Genomic DNA, 17,882 nt, shown 5'->3' with positions numbered 1-17,882 from the left:
ACGTAAGACTCTAACGGTATCACTTGCAGTAAAACTTAGGCCTTAAGACTTTTACAGGTGAAATTCAATGTTTTCTCACCGTTGTTCAAATCTAGATAAATAGGCGTGGTGGAGATATTCAACGCAGCGTGAAAAGTGCTGTTATCAACAGTACGTTGAAAAAGCAGACGTTCGCCATTGGCGTCATTTTTAATTTCGGTGAATTTGAAAATAGCACCGTCAATGGTTAGTTGTTGGTTAAGGCCATCCAGCAAACTCTCTGACTTTAACCCCGATTCAGTTAAACACTGTAAACGCATCAGCGGAGATGCCAATACTGAGGCAGAGAATGTACCTATGACCATCGCTAATCCGAAGGTAAACAACACTAATTTATTTTTTTTCATGGCATTCAACTTATCATTTTAATCTTACCTGCATTATGTCATATCCAGTCAAGCAGGTAAAAAATGTCACTGGTTTAATTGCATTAAATCAATATCCTGATGCTGTCGATTCCCGCTCCCCTAACGGACTAGGGTTTTTACCTGGGCAGACGTAGAATAGTCGCCATGTTCATTCACCTTTAGATTGAACAACACATTGGAGCGCTAAAATGAGACGTACAACCATGATTATGATCGCCGTGGCAATCCTGGTCTTTTTGTTCTCTTATTTCACCGAATCTTGAGTAACTCGGAGCCGCTCTCATTTTGCGGTCAAACAGAGACGAGCAGAGTTTATTGCTCAGAACCCCAGATTCACATTGCATAAGAGACGACTATGAAGCATTCAACGCTGCGGCGCTCGCTGCTACTTGCAGGTATCACCCTTCCATTGGCCAATCTGGCATTCCCCTCATGGGCGAAATCTGCCGGCCAGCCATTATCTGAACAATTGACAGCCCTTGAGGAAAAAGCTCAAGGTCGTTTGGGCGTTTCGCTGATTAATATCCAAAGCGGTAAAGAACTTCAATATCGTGGCAATGAAGCTTTCCCATTCTGTAGCACCTTTAAGCTGGTACTGGCGGCAGCAATATTGCGCCAAAGTATGTCTCAACCTGCTTTGCTGGAAAAACATATCACGTATTCTGAGGCCGACCTGCTTTCCTATGCGCCGATAGCTCGCGAAAATTTGGGAAAAGGCATGACGATAGCTGCACTTTGCGCCGCAGCGCTGCAATATAGCGATAACACTGCTGCGAATTTATTAATTCAGCAACTTGGCGGATTAGAAGGTGTGAATAAGTTTACCCAGAGCCTCGGAGATACTGCATTTCGTCTGGATCGCTGGGAACCTGAATTAAACAGCGCTATTCCTGGTGATCCTCGTGATACCACAACGCCAAGCTCAATGGCGGCGTTAGTGAAAAAAATACAGTTCGGCGATGGATTAGCGCCAGCCCAGCAGCAACAGTTGGCTCAATGGTTAAAAGGAAATACTACGGGAAATGCCAGCATTCGCGCCGGTGTTCCAGCAGACTGGCTCGTGGGTGATAAAACCGGCAGCGGTGATTACGGGACAACCAATGACGTGGCCGTACTTTGGCCGCCAACGGGAGCACCGTTAATTCTCGCAGTATATTTTACCCAACATAAGAAAGATGCAGAATCACGACGGGATGTTCTGGCTGAAGCAACGCGAATAATTTTAGCCCAGTATAACTCTTAAATAGCAGCTAACGATATTATGACTTCCCCTGCGGTTTCCACACAGAAATAACAGGGGAATATTCTCGAATTAAACAATGTTTGATTTGTTGAATCGTGTTGAACCTACTGACCCTCACATATAGTGACAAATAAAAAATCTCATTTAAAATTTACCAAATACTAGTTGCGAATGATATTCGATGAATTAATCAGTAGATAGTTACGCCCCTAAATAACATTTTATTGCCTGATAAGAATCATATTTTTATATGTCAGCATCGACCTTGCCGACTGGTGGTTTCACAATACGATAGAGAGATAAAGCCGCCTTTGCTATTTGCCCCAAAATATTGTGACCAACACCAGAAAAAGATGCCTGACGAGATCCTTGCAGTTTAAAAACTCTCGTTCTATGGAGCATACATTTACTCCTAATTTATTCTTACCCAAATACCTATTACCTTGATCTTAAGTTGATTAGCCTGAGTTTGAACGTTAGAAAAAATCCCTTAGCAGCTTCACCGGGATGGCCGCCGTGTTGGTACTCAACCCACTGGCTGGCTGGCTGGCTGGCAATATTTTCCGCTTGATCCACACCAATTAGAATATTTTCATTTTTCGAACTTTGCATCATGAAAGGCATACCATACCGTTTCACCTCAGGAGCAGTAATCATGAACCACCGCTGTACTCACATTAAATTTATCATTAAGCTTTAAACTTAAACTTAAACTTAAACTTAAACTTAAACTTAAACTTAAACTTAAACTTAAACTTAAACTTAAACTTAAAGTGAATATTGTTACTTTAATGGGAAAATATCAAACGCAAGTTTTATTTTTGTATAAATATAATAAAGACCAATAAGAAGTGCATTTCAAATGATGAGTGAAAACAAGCAATGATAAGGCTACCCCCCTCCTCACGATGGCTACGCAGCAAGAAGAAATAACCTAGATCTATATATGATAATAACCTTGGATTTTAATGACAATAAACCACTGGCGCACCCGGTTTTTTAAAAGAAAACAATTCTTTTCATCAATTGACTACCTGGCCCAGCTAGGCTTATTTAAAATATGGTCCTGCCAGTCGATAACTTCGCTTTCACGCACGGCAATATGGCGTACAGAAATACGTTCACCGTGCATTGCGGCTTTGGAACCGGTTAATAGCGGATGCCAATCGGGTAATTGTTTGCCCTCACCCACCAATCGATAGGCGCAGGTATGCGGAAGCCAATCAAAGGTCACCAGATTTTCGCGGGTTAATTTGATGCAGTCTTCTTCATATTCAAAGCGACGCTCATAGTTACGGCATTGACAGGTTTTGATATTTAGCTGATTGCAGGCAACATTAGTGAAATATATTTCGTCGGTGTCTTCGTCAATCAGTTTGTTTAAACAACATTGACCGCAGCCGTCGCACAGAGATTCCCATTCTGCGTCTGACATTTCGGCCAGCGTTTTTTGTTGCCAAAAAGGAAGTTGTGACATATCGGTATCCGGTGTAAGTAAGTGATGGCGGGTCGTTATAGACGCTTTAGAGCGAAGATGCAAGCCTCGCCACCCCAAGCGGGCCGGGGCAGCGAGCAAATCATTAGATAATACGAGTGTTTAGCCTTTTATCATTCAGAGCAATTTGTAACATATCCCCTGAATTTAGCGGCCCTACGCCCTGCGGCGTTCCCGTCAGCACAATATCTCCGGCTCGCAGGGTAAAGAAACGCGTAATATAACTAATCAGAGGCAGAATTGGCGTAATCATATCTTCGGTATTGCCCCGTTGGCGAACTTCACCGTTGATCATTAAAGACAGTTCGGCATGTTGCGCGTCACCAAACTCTGCCACAGGAATAAAACCGGATATAGGGCAAGAACCGTCAAAAGCTTTGGCTTTCTCCCACGGTTGACCGGCTTTTTTAAAACCCATTTGCAAGTCACGCAGCGTTAAATCCAGCGCTACACCGTAACCGGCTATTGCGCGAGCAACCCGATCTTCATTGGCCTGTTTTAGTGGGGTTCCAATTAATACCGCCAATTCCACTTCGTGATGAACGCCGCCCAACCCTTTTGGAATAGCAACCGGTTGACGAATATCGCACAGCGCGGTTTCAGGTTTAATAAACAACACTGGCTCAACGGGTACTGCGCTGCCCATTTCTTTAATATGATCTGCATAATTGCTGCCGACGCACACCACTTTATTTACCGGGAAATCAAGTAAGGCTCCCTGCCAGTCTCTATGTTGATACATGTTGCTTCTCCTGAAATCATCTACAGATAAACTCTAGAGTACATCGACAGTTAATCCCAATCGGGTCATCAATATTTCGCTCTGCTAACGTACAATACCATCAGCCATCATACCTATACTGAGTGCGAAATAGTAAGAGCGATTCCAATGCATGATAGTTCTAAAGTTATCATAAACTAGGAATGTTCGACCTTGCATATTATCTGGTGTAATAACCCAGGCTCGTAATGCAGGATAACTGAACGCCTTTTTATTCAGCGGTAATACGCCCATTCGCTGCCACTCAGCCAAAGTGCGCACCTGCTCATTTTTCAAACCCACATATTGCGATTTGAAATTCGCCGGCAACAGAACCTCCCGCCCCCAGCTTTCCCCTGTTTTCCAGCCTTCTTTAGACAGATAATTGGCCGTTGAGGCAAAAACATCATCGACGTTGGTCCAAATATCGATCTTTCCGTCATCGTCGCCATCAACCGCATAATTCAGGAAAGAGGATGGCATAAACTGATTCTGCCCCATGGCTCCGGCCCAGGAACCTTTTAGCTTTTGGTTACCGACATGCCCTTGCTGAATAATATTCAGGGCAGCCATGAGTTCCTTGGTAAAAAATGCTTCGCGCCGCCCTTCAAAAGCGAGTGTAGCTAGCGCCGAAATGACATCCTCTTTCCCCTGAATTTTACCGAAGCCACTTTCCATTCCCCATAGCGCCACAATATAGCGCTCAGGTACTCCGTAGCGGGCGCTAGCTCGGGCTAACTGAGGTTTATAACGGCGATGAAACAGTTTTCCCTGTTTGATTTTCTGCGCGGGCAATGTCCGCTGTAGATAATCATCCAACGTCACTTTCTTTTCTAACTGATTGCGATCGGATTTGATCACTCGGTCAACAAAATGAATGTCAGCAAACGCCTGATCTAAGGTCGCCTGAGTGATTCCCTGTGAGCGAGCCTGGATTTTAAGTTGTTCGACATAAGCGTGGAATTCAGCGGGATCGCGGCCTTGCTGCGCCGGCGTGGTGACGGTTGTCGACCTATTTGCGACCTTCGCCGAATCTGGCGTCACTGCCGGAGCAGCTGTAGCCGAATGTAACCCGCCACTCAAAACGGCCGAAGCGAACAACATTGTCAGTAACGAAACCCTCATCACCCACTTCCTTTGGTTATTTACTGGCAATACTTTGAGGCAGCCAATCAATTTAATCCGATAGGGGGAAAAAACCTGCGAAATACCCGGCGCAGCAAAGGCTGGCATCCGGGCTTCTCATCGGGGTGGAGAATTAGGCTTTATCCGTCCCTAAATGCATTTTTAGCAGGCTTTCTGGCGGTGGCGGAACTTGCAGATAGAAACCCTGCTCAATCAACGCAGTTTTTACTTTCTCAATATCTGCGGTAGCCAATTTTTTTCGCTCTGAAAGAGACAACATCATGGAAAACTGGGGTTGACCAAAGCTGGCCAGTAATTCAGGAGGAACCCGGGAGAAATCGTCTTTTTTTTCAATATAGAGGTAAGTTTGATCCCGTTTAGGGCTTCGATAAATCACACAATGCATGTTTTTAGCTCTACTCAAGTGGTCAATAACGTCCTGTATAAGCCGTGGACTATACCACGCCTGTATCAGAAAAAGTGACTTTAGCCCTTGAGCCAGCGGCCGTCAAATCAGGGTTGCCGTTGCTTTTTTACACGGTGGATAACCACATTGGGTTGCTGAAAATTGGCAATATTCCCAGATAATTAAACGTCACCGAACTCAGCCTATGGCTACATAGACGGGTTTCAATTGTTATAAGAAACGATTTTTCTGTTCCATTATGTTGTAGTGGCAATCCCGCATCCACCGGGCAACCGTCTTCAATGAAGGGAGAGTCATCGCAGAGAAAGCGCCGATACCCCTTTCTCTGTCCCCCTCCCATTCGCCCAAGAGTTGTAATCCCCGCTCGTAGCTTGCCAAATCACTCACATTGGCATTAACAGGGATATAAGCGACTCCGCTGAACAGAATTAAGTAAAGATAGATTCCCTTCATTATTCTCTCCTAATCCAACGCGTGGTGATAATTTCAAGACTACCACTCTCTATTACCGGCTATTACTCACTAATCCTTAAATAATAGGGATCTCGTCGCTATCTTTAGTGGGCGCACTGCTTCATCTAAAGTGGAAAAGGCGGAGAAGCGCCATGCCTGCCAGCACTAAACTCGCTATCAGTCACGGCAGTTTCATTTCCCCAAACCCGCTCCATCACCACGTCCGAGATCTACGTCGGCGAACTGTGATCTTTATCGCAGATAATTCGCCCAATTAACTCGCTATTGGACTCAAGGCTGACAATAAATGCTCAGATTGATCTGAAATTATATGAATTGAAGATTTTATTATCACTAAAATACAACCGGAAAAACTTCTATTGAAAAAACATCAATGGGATAAATAGACAGAACTGACTCAGCCACATTACTTTCTGTCTATTTTACATACAAGACAAACACCGGTGAATTTGATTTGGTACCGGATCAATTATCACATAAAACGACCAGTAACAGAGATATATAGCCGAGGTGGGCTAGCGAATACGCCAAAGTTGTGCTGTAATTTCCAATCGAATTTTAATAAATGTTGCTGAAGGGTTTCGATATATTGATACGGATAGATTTATCTTTATATTACCTATAACATGCATAGGTACATCGGAATATCGTACCCCGAATGGTATTCCGGGGATTTAACGTAGCTGAAACTGAGTCAGGATAGATGTCACAATCGCCAATTGAGTTAAAAGGCAGTAGTTTTACCCTATCGGTAGTGCATTTACATCATGCACAGCCGGAGGTAATTCGTCAGGCTTTGCAGGAAAAAGTGGAACAAGCTCCCGCTTTTCTGAAAAACGCCCCTGTTGTTCTTAATGTTGCTACGTTACCTAACGATGCTAACTTCAGAGATGTTCAGCAGGCTGTCACTTCAGCGGGCCTTCGTATTGTTGGCGTCAGCGGCTGTCGGGATGAACGACAAAAACGTGCGATTGCTCGAGCGGGTTTGCCATTACTGAATGAAGGTAAAGGCCAAAAGATGGCTCCCGAGCCAGTAAGCCCACCGGAAAATGCCCCCGTTAAGACGCGTATCATTAATACTCCTGTCCGTTCCGGCCAACAGATTTATGCCCGTAATTGTGATTTGATTGTTATCAGCAGTGTCAGTGCCGGTGCAGAACTTATTGCAGACGGCAATATTCATATCTATGGAATGATGCGAGGGCGTGCTTTAGCTGGCGCTTCTGGCGATGCTCAGTGTCAGATTTTTTGCACACATCTGAGCGCTGAGCTAGTCTCTATTGCAGGGCAATATTGGTTAAGTGACCAGATTCCAAGCGATTATTTTGGCCAGGCCGCACGTCTTCATCTGTTGGATAATGCTTTAACCATACAACCTCTAAATTAAGCCCTTTTAACAAGGAATCCATTTCATGGCACGCATTATTGTTGTTACATCGGGTAAAGGGGGCGTTGGCAAGACCACTTCAAGTGCGGCCATTGCGACCGGCTTGGCCCAAAAAGGTAAGAAAACCGTGGTCATCGATTTTGATATCGGCCTGCGTAACCTTGATTTGATTATGGGATGTGAGCGTCGAGTTGTTTATGATTTTGTTAACGTCATTCAAGGTGATGCCACCCTGAATCAGGCGCTGATAAAAGATAAACGCACGGATAATCTCTATATTCTACCCGCATCACAAACTCGTGATAAAGATGCTCTGACCGTTGAAGGCGTTGAGAAAATCCTGAACGACCTTGGCGATATGAATTTTGACTTTGTGGTTTGTGATTCTCCTGCCGGTATCGAAAGCGGGGCGTTAATGGCCCTTTACTTTGCCGATGAAGCAGTCATTACCACTAACCCGGAAGTCTCTTCCGTTCGCGATTCCGACCGTATTTTGGGTATTTTATCCTCAAAATCTCGTCGTGCCGAACGTGGCGAAGAGCCGATTAAAGAACACCTGCTGCTGACCCGTTATAACCCAGGCCGGGTGAGTCGCGGTGACATGCTGAGCATGGAGGACGTCCTGGAAATCCTTAGGATCCCGCTGGTTGGCGTTATCCCAGAAGACCAATCCGTATTGCGCGCTTCTAACCAAGGCGAGCCGGTTATTCTGGATAAAGAGTCAGATGCGGGTAAAGCATATGACGATACCGTTGATCGTTTACTAGGAGAAGAACGCCCATTCCGCTTCATTGAAGAAGAGAAGAAGGGCTTCCTGAAACGCCTTTTTGGGGGATAAACCATGGCCTTGTTAGACTTTTTTCTGTCCCGCAAAAAACCGACAGCCAATATAGCCAAGGAACGGCTGCAAATTATCGTCGCTGAGCGTCGTCGTGGGGACAGTGAGCCCCATTATTTGCCTGATCTTAAGCGCGATATATTGGCGGTGATTTGTAAATATATTCAGATCGATCCGGAAATGCTACACGTTCAGTTTGAGCAGAAAGGTGACGATATTTCGGTGTTAGAACTTAACGTGACATTACCGGAAACGGAAGAAACACCTAAATGACATCGTCGCATTAATTACCCCCTGTATTTATTTACAGGGGGTAATTGAGTTTTCCTGGCTGTATATAAACACAGTGAAAAGAAGTTACTGCGGAAATGAGTTTCGTCATTTCTGGCAAAAAAAAGTCTTAATAGCTTGATGGATTATTGATACCGCTAAATAAATAAAATCCTACCGCGTATAAAATATTCAGAGCAGAAGAGAGTTCCCCTGCCCTTAAATAGGATTAATACTGTTTAAGTATTTCTTCCAATTCACTACCTAACAAATCACCGCGCCATCCGGCTAATAACTCAGGACGAATTTCAATCGGCTTGAGTTTCCAATGCCAATTCAATAACTGATTAATTTGCCGACGTGAAGCCAAAAGCTCACTGCTTAATCCACTGCGCTCGCTCACTGCCTGAATCAATGCTTTAATATCTTTAAAGACTTTTTTGTAACCCGGCTGGTCGATAAGGTTGGCGACCAAAGGTGGCAACTGATCTTCCGGCACTGCATTACCTTCAGCCACCAGCGCCAGCAAAGTGCGCCCGTGGTAGCGAATTTCCTGACCGCTTAAGCCCAGAGAATCCAGTTCACCGAGTGACGTAGGTTGATAGCGAGCAACCTGCCACAGATTTTCCTCTCTGACCACAAAGTTGACCGCCAAATCACGCTCGCGCGCCTGACGTAAACGCCACGACGCCAGTTTTTGCAAACATGCCAACTGACGACCTCGTAACTGCCAGGCGTTAGTTATCTCACGATAAGCCAGCTCAGGATCTACCGTTTCACTGCGACGGCGACACAGCAGCAGGCATTCGTCCTGCGCGGCATCCATACGCCCCGCCGCCAGTGTGGCATCCACCAGCTTTTTTGCCATAGGCAATAGATAGAAAACATCGGCCGCCGCATAATCGCACTGTTTCTCAGTTAATGGACGAGCCAGCCAATCGGTGCGGGACTCACTTTTATCCAATTCGACGCCTTCCAGTTCTGCCACCAGCGTCGCAAAACCGCAGGAAAGCGTTTTACCCGTAAAGGCAGCTAATACCTGAGTATCAATCATTGGCGTAGGTAATTGCTGAAATGCATTAAGAAAGACTTCAAGATCTTCACTGCCCGCGTGCAGAAACTTCACCACCGACTCGTCTTTCAGCAACTCGCGAAAGGGCTGCCATTCGGTGATCGGCAAAGGGTCGATCAGTGAAAGTTGTTCACCGTCAAACAGTTGAATCAGGCCCAACTGAGGATAGTAGGTACGCGTTCTGACAAATTCTGTATCCAAAGCCACCTGGGTATGGTTACGAGCTTGCTCGCAGACTTGCTGCAACGCAGCGTCGGTAGTGATCAACTGATAATTCAAAACATCATTCTCTTGGTCGTTAGCCTATGACAGACACAACAACGCCGGTATTGACCGGCGTTGTTGATGATGAGCCTGTAACGAAGCCTATTAAGCAGCGTTTTTGCTACTCTCCTTAACAGGTTCATCACGCAGTTCTCTGCGCAATATTTTGCCTACGTTTGATTTCGGCAATTCGTCACGGAACTCGACAATTTTCGGTACTTTATAACCGGTAAGATAGCGGCGGCAATGGGTCAGCAATTCGTCTCGGCTCAGAGACGGGTCTTTTCTTACCACGAAAACTTTCACCGTTTCGCCGGAAACCTCATTAGGCACACCGATCACCGCAGACTCCAGCACTTTAGGGTGCAACGCTACCACATCTTCGATTTCATTAGGATAAACGTTGAATCCAGAAACCAGAATCATATCTTTTTTACGATCGACAATACGCAAGAAGCCGATATCATCGATAGTGGCAATATCTCCGGTGGCCAACCAACCGTCTTTTAAGACTTCGTCAGTGGCTTCCGGCCGCTGCCAGTAGCCTAACATAACTTGCGGCCCGCGCACCCATAGTTCCCCCGGCATACCGGTTTCAACATCCTGCCCGTTATCATCAATCAGGCGAACATCGGTAGAAGGCACCGGCAGACCAATACTGCCACTGTAATGTTTTAAATCATAGGGATTACCTGTGACCAAAGGTGAACACTCCGTCAGGCCGTAGCCCTCCAGCAAGTGCCTGCCCGTCAGTTTTTCCCATTTTTCCGCAACGGCTTTCTGTACCGGCATCCCCCCTCCGACAGAAAGTCGCAAAGTGGAAAAATCAAGTTTGTTGAATTCTTCGTTATTCAGTAACGCGTTAAACAAGGTATTCACCCCGGTCATCGCGGTAAAGGGATAACGGCTGAGCTCTTTCACCGTTCCCGGAATATCTCGAGGATTGGTGATTAACAGGCTGCGCCCGCCCAGCTCGATAAATAGCAGGCAGTTCATCGTCAGAGCAAAGATGTGGTACAGCGGCAACGCCGTTACCACTAAATCTTGCCCAGGCTGTAGCAACGGCGCATAGGCCGCTTTAGCCTGTTCAAGGTTAGATTGCATATTCCGGTGGGTTAGCATCGCGCCTTTAGCCACGCCGGTAGTGCCACCAGTGTATTGCAGGAAAGCCAAATCGGTATTGAGCACGTCCGGTTTGACATATTGCAGGCGACGGCCTTTTTGCAATACGGTACGGAAAGAAATGGCGTCAGGTAAGTGATATTTCGGCACCAAACGCTTGATATATTTCACCACAAAGTTGACCAATGTGCCTTTCGCTGCGGAAAGCTGATCGCCCATGCGGGTCAAAATAACGTGTTTAATCTGTGTGTTGAAGACAACTTTTTCCAATGTATGAGCAAAATTGGAAACAATCACGATTGCTGCTGCGCCGCTGTCGTTCAGTTGGTGTTCCAGCTCGCGGGGCGTGTACAGCGGATTGACGTTCACCACCACCATTCCAGCCCGTAAAATACCAAACAAAGCTATGGGATACTGCAACAGGTTCGGCATCATCAACGCCACGCGGTCGCCCTTCTTCAACCCCAAACCATTTTGCAAATAGGCAGCAAAAGCGCGGCTACGCTCTTCCAATTTACGGAAAGTCATGACTTCACCCATGTTGATAAATGCAGGCTGATCCGCATAACGCAGCGCCGCATTCTCAAACATTTCCACCAGAGAAGAGTAACGATCCGGATCAATTTCCGCTGGAACATCCGCCGGGTAACGTTTTAGCCATGCTTTTTCCAAGGTAGCACTCCTGAAATCATTGTTGATTATCATATCTTCACCCAAATCCACCTCAGGACTTTAACAATATTTTAACTCAGCGTACCAGTTTGCTTTTAAACAATTTTGAGGTTGAGAAGTACATCACTAATTTTTTTCATGTATCTCAACAAAAAAACAAGGCGGCCATCGCCGCCTCATTAATATAAATAAAATCAATGCGTTATATAAATTCATAATTATAATGATTGTAACTCTTTGATTATACACCGTTTAAGTCAGTTTATAATCTAAAGCTGAGCTGGAAATGATTACCCGGTGATAATTTCAACAAATCGATTAAATAGCACACATAGTTTTTATCCATTTATCAAAAAAACCTTATGCGACTCTTCATTGGCGGTTAAGCTATCACTCTAATGTTAACGAGTGGATACAATGACCGAATATCAGATTGAGTCTGCTAAAAAGCAACATCTGCCGTTTTTGGCAAGTATTGAGCAACAGGCAGCCGAACTTTTCCCTGCACACTTGTTGCCTGATGATCTAAAAACAGAAACGCTGCCGCTGATTGAATTAGTGACAGCGCAGCGAGAAAAACGCCTGTGGATAGCGAAAGACAGAAGCGGGACTCCCGTGGGTTTCGCTTTAGTGTACTGGGTGGATCAGAGGGCTTTACTGGGGGAAATTGATGTTGTACCCCAGCACGGTGGACAAGGTATTGGCAGCCAATTATTGGCGGCAGTCATTGATCGTCTGCGAGATCGCGGCGCTACCGCGCTGTATCTGACGACCTTTAGCCGTTTTGCTCAAAGCGTTGCGCTCTATACCAAATTCGGTTTTATTCGCCTGAATTCACGTAATACGCCGCCTTGGCTGACGAAAATACTGACGGAAGAAGTCGCGAGCGGCATGGCTGACCGGGTGGCAATGATGCGCCCTATCCCCTGAATCAGGGTCATTTTTTGAACCTAACAGCGTTCACTCTCGCGAGATAACAGTCAAATATGTGGGGCAGTAACGGGGAGTTATCCGAGCAGAGGATGATTTAGCGCCCTAATTGTCGGATTAAAACAATAAAAAAAGGTGTCGATCGCTCAACACCCTTCTCTATATTATTATATTGGCAACGGCTGGCTAACTGGCCTACCGTTTCAGCAACGCTATTCAGTTACAATAGTCTGAATCTGCGCTGGCCCGGTATCATACCAACCCCAGCCTGGCCCCCACCCAGGATGACCGCGGAAGCCCCAAGGCCCCATTGGCGCTGGTGGCATCATCACCTGCTGGGCAATATTCCAGCGCTTATAACCGGTGGCGTTAATTACCACGAAGTTATAGGGCGTCATACCAATTTTGCCCGCCTCGCTGCCGACAATTGGCCCGACGACCGTCACCAGATGACCACGGAAATCTACCGGATCGAGGAAACCATCCACATAGGCAATCACTCGCCCTTGAGACGGTTCACCGAGAATAGGTCTGGCGCCTGAATCCAACGGCACGCTGGCAATCTCCAGACGAGTGCGTTGTTTTTCGTTAACCACATTGACGACCGTGCCGCCAAAACGCGCCTCCTGACCGGCAAAAACCTGCGGCGCATTACGTACCGCATTAAGGTTTTGCTGTGGCGTAGCCGTGGTGCCTTTTATGGCATCGGGAATGGTTACGCAACCAGTCAAGAGTAAGGCACTCAGTCCTACTAGCCCGAAAAGCCATTTACGCCTTAATTCACTGGGTGTCATCGCCGTTATCTCCTTAATTAATCTTAAACTTTAAGACCATAAATTCAGAGACAAGTTGCCATATTTTATCGTCCAGGTAACTTTTTCCAGGTCACTTCATTACGCAGGTAAACCGGTTCAGCCTGTTCAACCGGTAAGGCCGCACCGTTGTTCCACAGTTGGATCGCCAGAGGCAGCATATCCTCCGCCTGCGGCAACAACATTTGCCCATCAGTCAGTATAGCCGCATGACTCGCGACCAGATCGGGATAAGTCTGCCAACCGGTGCCAACAAAGGCCCAATTGCCACTTAAATCCTGCGTCATCTCTTGTACTTGCGCCGGAGTCAGTACCGCTTCGGTTTCTTCGCCCAGCCAGCTACCGTCAGTCTGGCGTTCAAACTGTCCCCAATACACTTCGCCCATACGTGCATCAATTGCAGCTAATACGCGAGTTGCGCCGATCAGACGAAATGCACCCTGCGCCATGGTTTGCAACGTGGAAACGCCAATCATCGGCAAATTGGCACCCAACGCCAATCCTTGCCCGATGCCGATGCCAATACGCACACCGGTAAAACTGCCCGGCCCGCGCCCAAAGGCCAGCGCGTCCAACTGAGTTAACGTCAGGTGGGATTCGGTTAAAACTTGCTGCACCAGCGGAAGAATTCGCTGAGTGTGTTCTCTGGCACAAAGTTCAAAATGGGCGTGGATCGCGCCGTCGTTCCAGAGTGCAACAGAACAGGCTTCTGTTGCGGTATCGATCGCTAAAATTCGCGTGGACATGCCAACCTCGGCAGGAAAAAGAATCTATATTCAACACAGGGCGCGCATAATAGCACACCCCACAAGGCTTTACCCTCACTCCTGCCGTTTCAGGAAAGCGATAGCTTTGGTCAAATCACGGGTACGTGGCGTGGGCGGCAGGCTATTGAGGAATACCGCACCGTAAGGCCGCATCACCAGACGGTTATCGCAAATCACCAGCACCCCGCGATCGTCAATATCCCGAATCAAACGCCCAACGCCCTGTTTCAGGGTAATCACCGCATCGGGTAACTGCACGTCGTTGAACGGATCGCCGCCGCGCAATCGGCAGTCTTCAATCCGCGCTTTCAATAGCGGATCGTCCGGTGAAGTAAAGGGCAATTTGTCAATAATCACGCAGGAAAGCGCATCGCCGCGTACGTCTACCCCTTCCCAGAAACTGCTGGTTGCAACCAGTAACGCATTACCGGCAGCGACGAACTGAGCCAGTAACTGGCCTTTACTGGTTTCACCCTGCACCAGCACCGGTAACGTCATGCTGGCGCGAAACTCCTCCGCCAGACTGCGCATCATCTGATGAGAAGTACAAAGGAAAAAGCAGCGTCCCTGATTAGCATCAATCATCGGTTTGAGCATTTGTGCCAGTTTACGTGCCCCGCCCGGCTCATTGGCATTGGGCAAATTTCGTGGTACACACAGCAATGCCTGATTGGCGTAGTCAAACGGGCTGGGAAGCAGCAGGGTTTTGGCATCGGTTAAACCGAGACGTTGAGTAAAATGCCCTAGCTGATCGTTCACCGATAAAGTGGCCGAAGTGAAAATCCAGGTACCGGCTTTTTCTTCTATTAACTCGCGGAAACGATCGGAAACCGACAGCGGCGTGAGAGCCAGCACGAAATGGCGCGCATTACATTCATACCAATAGCTATAACCCGGCGTAGTCACTTCTTTCAAACGTTTCAACCGGTTGCGATATAGCGTGGCTCGCTCGAAGGCCGCATCCAGCATAGCGGAGCGCCCAAGCGACAGCTTCATTACGTCATAGCACAGCTCTAAAGCATCGTCTAACAGCAGCAAAGCCCGCTGGATCGCCGGTTGCTGGAGTACGTCTCGCAGATTGCCACGGAATCCGGGATCGCCAAGCACCAATCGGAAATCCTGCGCACTTTGGCTTAGCCGGTCGGCGCTTTTCTGTAGCTGTACCGAATCTCGCACCTCAGTGCGATAAGCGATGGTGATATCCTTAGCTAAGTCCATAAGCTGGCGGCTAGTGAGCTGCTGGCCGAAATACTGGCTGGCGATATCAGGAATCTGATGGGCTTCATCGAAAATCATTACGTCAGCGCTGGGGATCAGCTCGGCAAAGCCGCTTTCTTTCACCACCATATCCGCCAAAAACAAGTGATGGTTAACGACCACCACATCCGCATCCATCGCGCGGCGGCGCGCCTTCACCACAAAACAGTCCTGATAAGCCGGGCAATCGCTGCCCAGACAGTTATCATTAGTACTTGTGACTAACGGCCAGACGAAACTGTCTTCCGCCACATCGCCGCAGGTGCTGATATCACCGTCTACGGTTTGTGACGACCAGCCGCGCAAATGGACTAAATCCACCAGCGTTTCTCCCGCCAGCTCACCGCCTGCCAGAGTTTGCTGTTCCAAACGTTCCAGACACAAATAGTTGGAGCGTCCTTTTAGCAACGCCAGTTTGCCTTTATATTTCAACGCCGTGGCGACCGTAGGCAGATCGCGGGAATACAGCTGATCCTGTAAGGCCTTAGAACCGGTAGAGATAATGACTTTGCAGTCTGCACGCAGCGCCGGTGCCAAATAGGCATAGGTTTTACCGGTACCGGTGCCTGCTTCCACCACCAATTGTTGTTTGGTGGTAATGACTTCGCCGATCGCCTGCGCCATCTGACGCTGTGATTCTCGCGGGTTAAAACCGGTTATCGCCTGCGCTAAAGCGCCGTCTATTGCAAAATCGTCTGTCACACTTTCTCTCTGCCGAATCAAATCAGCGCTGATTATGCCAAGCATGAGGCTGAGGCACCACACACATTATCGCGATCACTTATGTTACCCTGATAGAGGTAGCAGATAACGATATTCACACAAAGGAGTGAAAATGAGCATTGAACGAATTAACCCGGAAAAACGCTGGTCAGATGCGGTGGTGTATAACGACACTATTTATTACACCGGCGTACCGGAAAATCTGGATGCTGATATTACCGCGCAAACGGCCAATACGCTGGCCGCTATTGATATGCTGCTGAATCATCTGGGTTCGAGCAAGAGCAAAATCCTCGATGCGACAATTTTTCTGGCCGACGCTGCAGACTTTGCCGGTATGAACGCCGCCTGGGATGCTTGGGTCGTTGACGGCAGCGCACCGGTACGCTGCACCGTTCAGGCTAAGTTGATGAATCCGCAGTATAAAGTCGAAATTAAAATTATCGCCGCACGTTAAATCGTACAAAAGGGTAGCCCGCATGCACCGGCTACCCTTTTGTTTTTATATGGTTTCTCTGTGACTTTTCTGTAGTTTGTTACTGAGTCAGTGCGATCCCCGGTGTTACGCCAGTTTAATCATCACCATACCGGCCAGCAGCAGAATCAGACCAATCCAGCCTTTATAATTCAATCGCTGGTTAAACAGAATCCAACCGGCCGCGACGGTAGCGGCAATACCAAAACCGCCCCATAACGCGTAAGCCACCGAAAGATCGATACCTTTTACCGCCTGCGCTAAAGCGCTGAACGCACCAAGTACCGACAGCAGGGAGAAAATCCCTAACCAAACCCGACGGAAGCCGTCTGACATTTTCAACAAAATATTGGCAAGAATTTCTAAAATCACCGCCAGAATCAAAAAGCCAATGTGGTAAAACTCAAGCTGTTGCATGATCCCCACCTGACTTAACCGCTAATGTCGGCTGGCCAGTGACTTTGGCTTTCAGCGCTCCGGGGAGCTTGATGCCACCGCCCTGACCCGGTTTTTTCGGCTTACGGGTGCCGGATTTAACCAGCATAATCCCGCCCACCAAGGTCACCAGACCGGCGATTTTCAACGGAGACAGCGTTTCGCCAAACCACAGCACACTGAACAGAGTAATAATGAGAATCCCGATCCCTTCCCACAGCGCGTAAGCCACGCCCAATGCCACTTTCTTAATCGCCATCGCCAATAAGATGTAAGAACCGGTGATCATCACATACATCACCAAATGGCCGGTTAATTCGCCGCTGACGCTGGCGTATTTCATTGAAAGGGTACCAATAATTTCTGCAACGATAGCTAAGCCTAAAAAAATCCAATAAATCATAAAATCTCTCCTAACACGCGAAAACGCACGCTAAGGTCTATTTGTTACGGTTATCCTCATGCACAAGCTGAAATCACAGATTGCAGACGTGCGTAGGCCGTAAGAAATAGATACTCACTTGGCGTATAAAAATGCTATGCCCGGATTATGCGGAGTTAAATGCCGCGCCGGTTAAGGGAGAGTGACGCTAAAGCTCGCTGCACCAGTGATGTTCACTGGCTAGAATGGCAGACAGGAAGAGTTGGCAGGTAGAAGTTTTGAGAGTAATTCCGTTAGTTTTAATCATAATGTTTTCTCTTTTTTAGCCGCACATATTTCGTGAAACCGAGTGCGATTTGCCTCAAATCCTCATCAAATTAGAATAATTAACTGAGCTATTTGTACCATAGGCAAAAATAGAAAGCAAACCGCCAATTTGAAAAAATTAGAGAAAAAAAAGTTTATAAAAGAGCACTTTAGTTATTTCAAAAATACAAAACCCCCAGAACCTGGGGGTTTTCAATTCTAGAGAAAAGCAGAAATTA

General features: G+C 47.1%; 21 protein-coding genes. 6 read left to right on the top strand and 15 right to left on the bottom strand.

Features of this window, described 5'->3' with window-relative positions; all coding sequences use genetic code 11:
• Positions 1–35: 35 nt before the first annotated feature.
• Complete coding sequence (locus PL78_RS04620; protein ID WP_064513522.1) at positions 36–386, bottom strand: hypothetical protein; 351 nt, start codon at positions 384–386, stop codon at positions 36–38.
• A 376-nt stretch (positions 387–762) separates the two neighbouring features.
• On the opposite strand from PL78_RS04620, the gene bla reads away from it, so the two are divergent.
• Positions 763–1,650, top strand: coding sequence for a class A beta-lactamase (bla, locus tag PL78_RS04615; RefSeq protein WP_064513520.1), 888 nt, complete (start codon positions 763–765; stop codon positions 1,648–1,650).
• Positions 1,651–1,896: 246 nt separating this feature from the next.
• Here the strand turns inward: bla and PL78_RS20445 are convergent, their stop codons facing one another.
• The 7 genes from PL78_RS20445 to PL78_RS04585 form a co-directional block, all read right to left on the bottom strand.
• Positions 1,897–2,052, bottom strand: coding sequence for a hypothetical protein (locus PL78_RS20445; protein WP_158513757.1), 156 nt, complete (start codon positions 2,050–2,052; stop codon positions 1,897–1,899).
• Positions 2,053–2,088: 36 nt separating this feature from the next.
• Positions 2,089–2,307, bottom strand: coding sequence for a hypothetical protein (locus PL78_RS04610; RefSeq protein ID WP_064513518.1), 219 nt, complete (start codon positions 2,305–2,307; stop codon positions 2,089–2,091).
• Between the two features lie 373 nt (positions 2,308–2,680).
• Complete coding sequence (locus tag PL78_RS04605) at positions 2,681–3,127, bottom strand: YcgN family cysteine cluster protein (RefSeq protein ID WP_064513516.1); 447 nt, start codon at positions 3,125–3,127, stop codon at positions 2,681–2,683.
• Between the two features lie 103 nt (positions 3,128–3,230).
• The gene (locus tag PL78_RS04600) at positions 3,231–3,887 is read right to left on the bottom strand and encodes a fumarylacetoacetate hydrolase family protein (protein ID WP_064513514.1); all 657 of its coding nucleotides are present in this window, start codon (positions 3,885–3,887) and stop codon (positions 3,231–3,233) included.
• A gap of 84 nt (positions 3,888–3,971) precedes the next feature.
• On the bottom strand, positions 3,972–5,030 hold the full coding sequence (locus PL78_RS04595) for a lytic murein transglycosylase (RefSeq protein WP_064513512.1): 1,059 nt from the start codon (positions 5,028–5,030) through the stop codon (positions 3,972–3,974).
• A 133-nt stretch (positions 5,031–5,163) separates the two neighbouring features.
• Positions 5,164–5,436, bottom strand: coding sequence for a YcgL domain-containing protein (locus PL78_RS04590; RefSeq protein WP_049597707.1), 273 nt, complete (start codon positions 5,434–5,436; stop codon positions 5,164–5,166).
• Between the two features lie 231 nt (positions 5,437–5,667).
• On the bottom strand, positions 5,668–5,910 hold the full coding sequence (locus PL78_RS04585; RefSeq protein ID WP_064513510.1) for a hypothetical protein: 243 nt from the start codon (positions 5,908–5,910) through the stop codon (positions 5,668–5,670).
• Positions 5,911–6,634: 724 nt separating this feature from the next.
• Here PL78_RS04585 and minC point away from each other — a divergent pair.
• Genes minC through minE form a run of 3 tightly spaced genes read left to right on the top strand, consistent with a single transcriptional unit; the run spans position 6,635 to position 8,429 of the window.
• A complete protein-coding gene (minC, locus tag PL78_RS04580; protein WP_064513509.1) occupies positions 6,635–7,318 on the top strand; it encodes a septum site-determining protein MinC in 684 nt (227 codons plus the stop codon).
• Positions 7,319–7,343: 25 nt separating this feature from the next.
• On the top strand, positions 7,344–8,156 hold the full coding sequence (minD, locus tag PL78_RS04575; protein WP_049597704.1) for a septum site-determining protein MinD: 813 nt from the start codon (positions 7,344–7,346) through the stop codon (positions 8,154–8,156).
• Between the two features lie 3 nt (positions 8,157–8,159).
• A complete protein-coding gene (gene minE / locus PL78_RS04570) occupies positions 8,160–8,429 on the top strand; it encodes a cell division topological specificity factor MinE (protein WP_002211180.1) in 270 nt (89 codons plus the stop codon).
• Between the two features lie 226 nt (positions 8,430–8,655).
• Here minE and rnd read toward each other — a convergent pair whose 3' ends face one another.
• Complete coding sequence (gene rnd / locus PL78_RS04565; protein WP_064513507.1) at positions 8,656–9,777, bottom strand: ribonuclease D; 1,122 nt, start codon at positions 9,775–9,777, stop codon at positions 8,656–8,658.
• 90 nt (positions 9,778–9,867) lie between these two features.
• On the bottom strand, positions 9,868–11,556 hold the full coding sequence (fadD, locus tag PL78_RS04560; protein ID WP_064513505.1) for a long-chain-fatty-acid--CoA ligase FadD: 1,689 nt from the start codon (positions 11,554–11,556) through the stop codon (positions 9,868–9,870).
• Between the two features lie 417 nt (positions 11,557–11,973).
• Between fadD and PL78_RS04555 the strand changes: the two genes are divergently transcribed.
• Complete coding sequence (locus tag PL78_RS04555) at positions 11,974–12,486, top strand: GNAT family N-acetyltransferase (protein WP_064513503.1); 513 nt, start codon at positions 11,974–11,976, stop codon at positions 12,484–12,486.
• A gap of 212 nt (positions 12,487–12,698) precedes the next feature.
• Here PL78_RS04555 and PL78_RS04550 read toward each other — a convergent pair whose 3' ends face one another.
• From PL78_RS04550 to PL78_RS04540, 3 genes are all read right to left on the bottom strand, one after another.
• Positions 12,699–13,280, bottom strand: a complete 582-nt coding sequence (locus PL78_RS04550) for a Slp family lipoprotein (RefSeq protein WP_064513501.1) — start codon at positions 13,278–13,280, stop codon at positions 12,699–12,701.
• 65 nt (positions 13,281–13,345) lie between these two features.
• Positions 13,346–14,044, bottom strand: coding sequence for a tRNA (adenosine(37)-N6)-threonylcarbamoyltransferase complex dimerization subunit type 1 TsaB (tsaB, locus tag PL78_RS04545; protein WP_064513499.1), 699 nt, complete (start codon positions 14,042–14,044; stop codon positions 13,346–13,348).
• A 75-nt stretch (positions 14,045–14,119) separates the two neighbouring features.
• A complete protein-coding gene (locus PL78_RS04540) occupies positions 14,120–16,024 on the bottom strand; it encodes a DNA repair helicase YoaA (RefSeq protein ID WP_064518247.1) in 1,905 nt (634 codons plus the stop codon).
• A gap of 133 nt (positions 16,025–16,157) precedes the next feature.
• Here PL78_RS04540 and PL78_RS04535 point away from each other — a divergent pair, with 133 nt between their 5' ends.
• Complete coding sequence (locus PL78_RS04535; RefSeq protein ID WP_064513497.1) at positions 16,158–16,502, top strand: RidA family protein; 345 nt, start codon at positions 16,158–16,160, stop codon at positions 16,500–16,502.
• A gap of 105 nt (positions 16,503–16,607) precedes the next feature.
• Here the strand turns inward: PL78_RS04535 and mdtI are convergent, their stop codons facing one another.
• The gene (gene mdtI, locus PL78_RS04530) at positions 16,608–16,937 is read right to left on the bottom strand and encodes a multidrug/spermidine efflux SMR transporter subunit MdtI (RefSeq protein WP_064513495.1); all 330 of its coding nucleotides are present in this window, start codon (positions 16,935–16,937) and stop codon (positions 16,608–16,610) included.
• The gene (gene mdtJ, locus PL78_RS04525; protein WP_064513493.1) at positions 16,924–17,358 is read right to left on the bottom strand and encodes a multidrug/spermidine efflux SMR transporter subunit MdtJ; all 435 of its coding nucleotides are present in this window, start codon (positions 17,356–17,358) and stop codon (positions 16,924–16,926) included. Before mdtJ ends, mdtI begins: the two co-directional genes overlap by 14 nt.
• Positions 17,359–17,882 lie beyond the last annotated feature (524 nt).

Source organism: Yersinia entomophaga (assembly GCF_001656035.1).
In the GTDB taxonomy this organism is placed as follows: Bacteria; Pseudomonadota; Gammaproteobacteria; order Enterobacterales; family Enterobacteriaceae; genus Yersinia; species Yersinia entomophaga.
The sequence above is the reverse complement of the archived record's forward strand: the minus strand, read 5'-3'. Positions and strand labels throughout refer to the sequence as shown.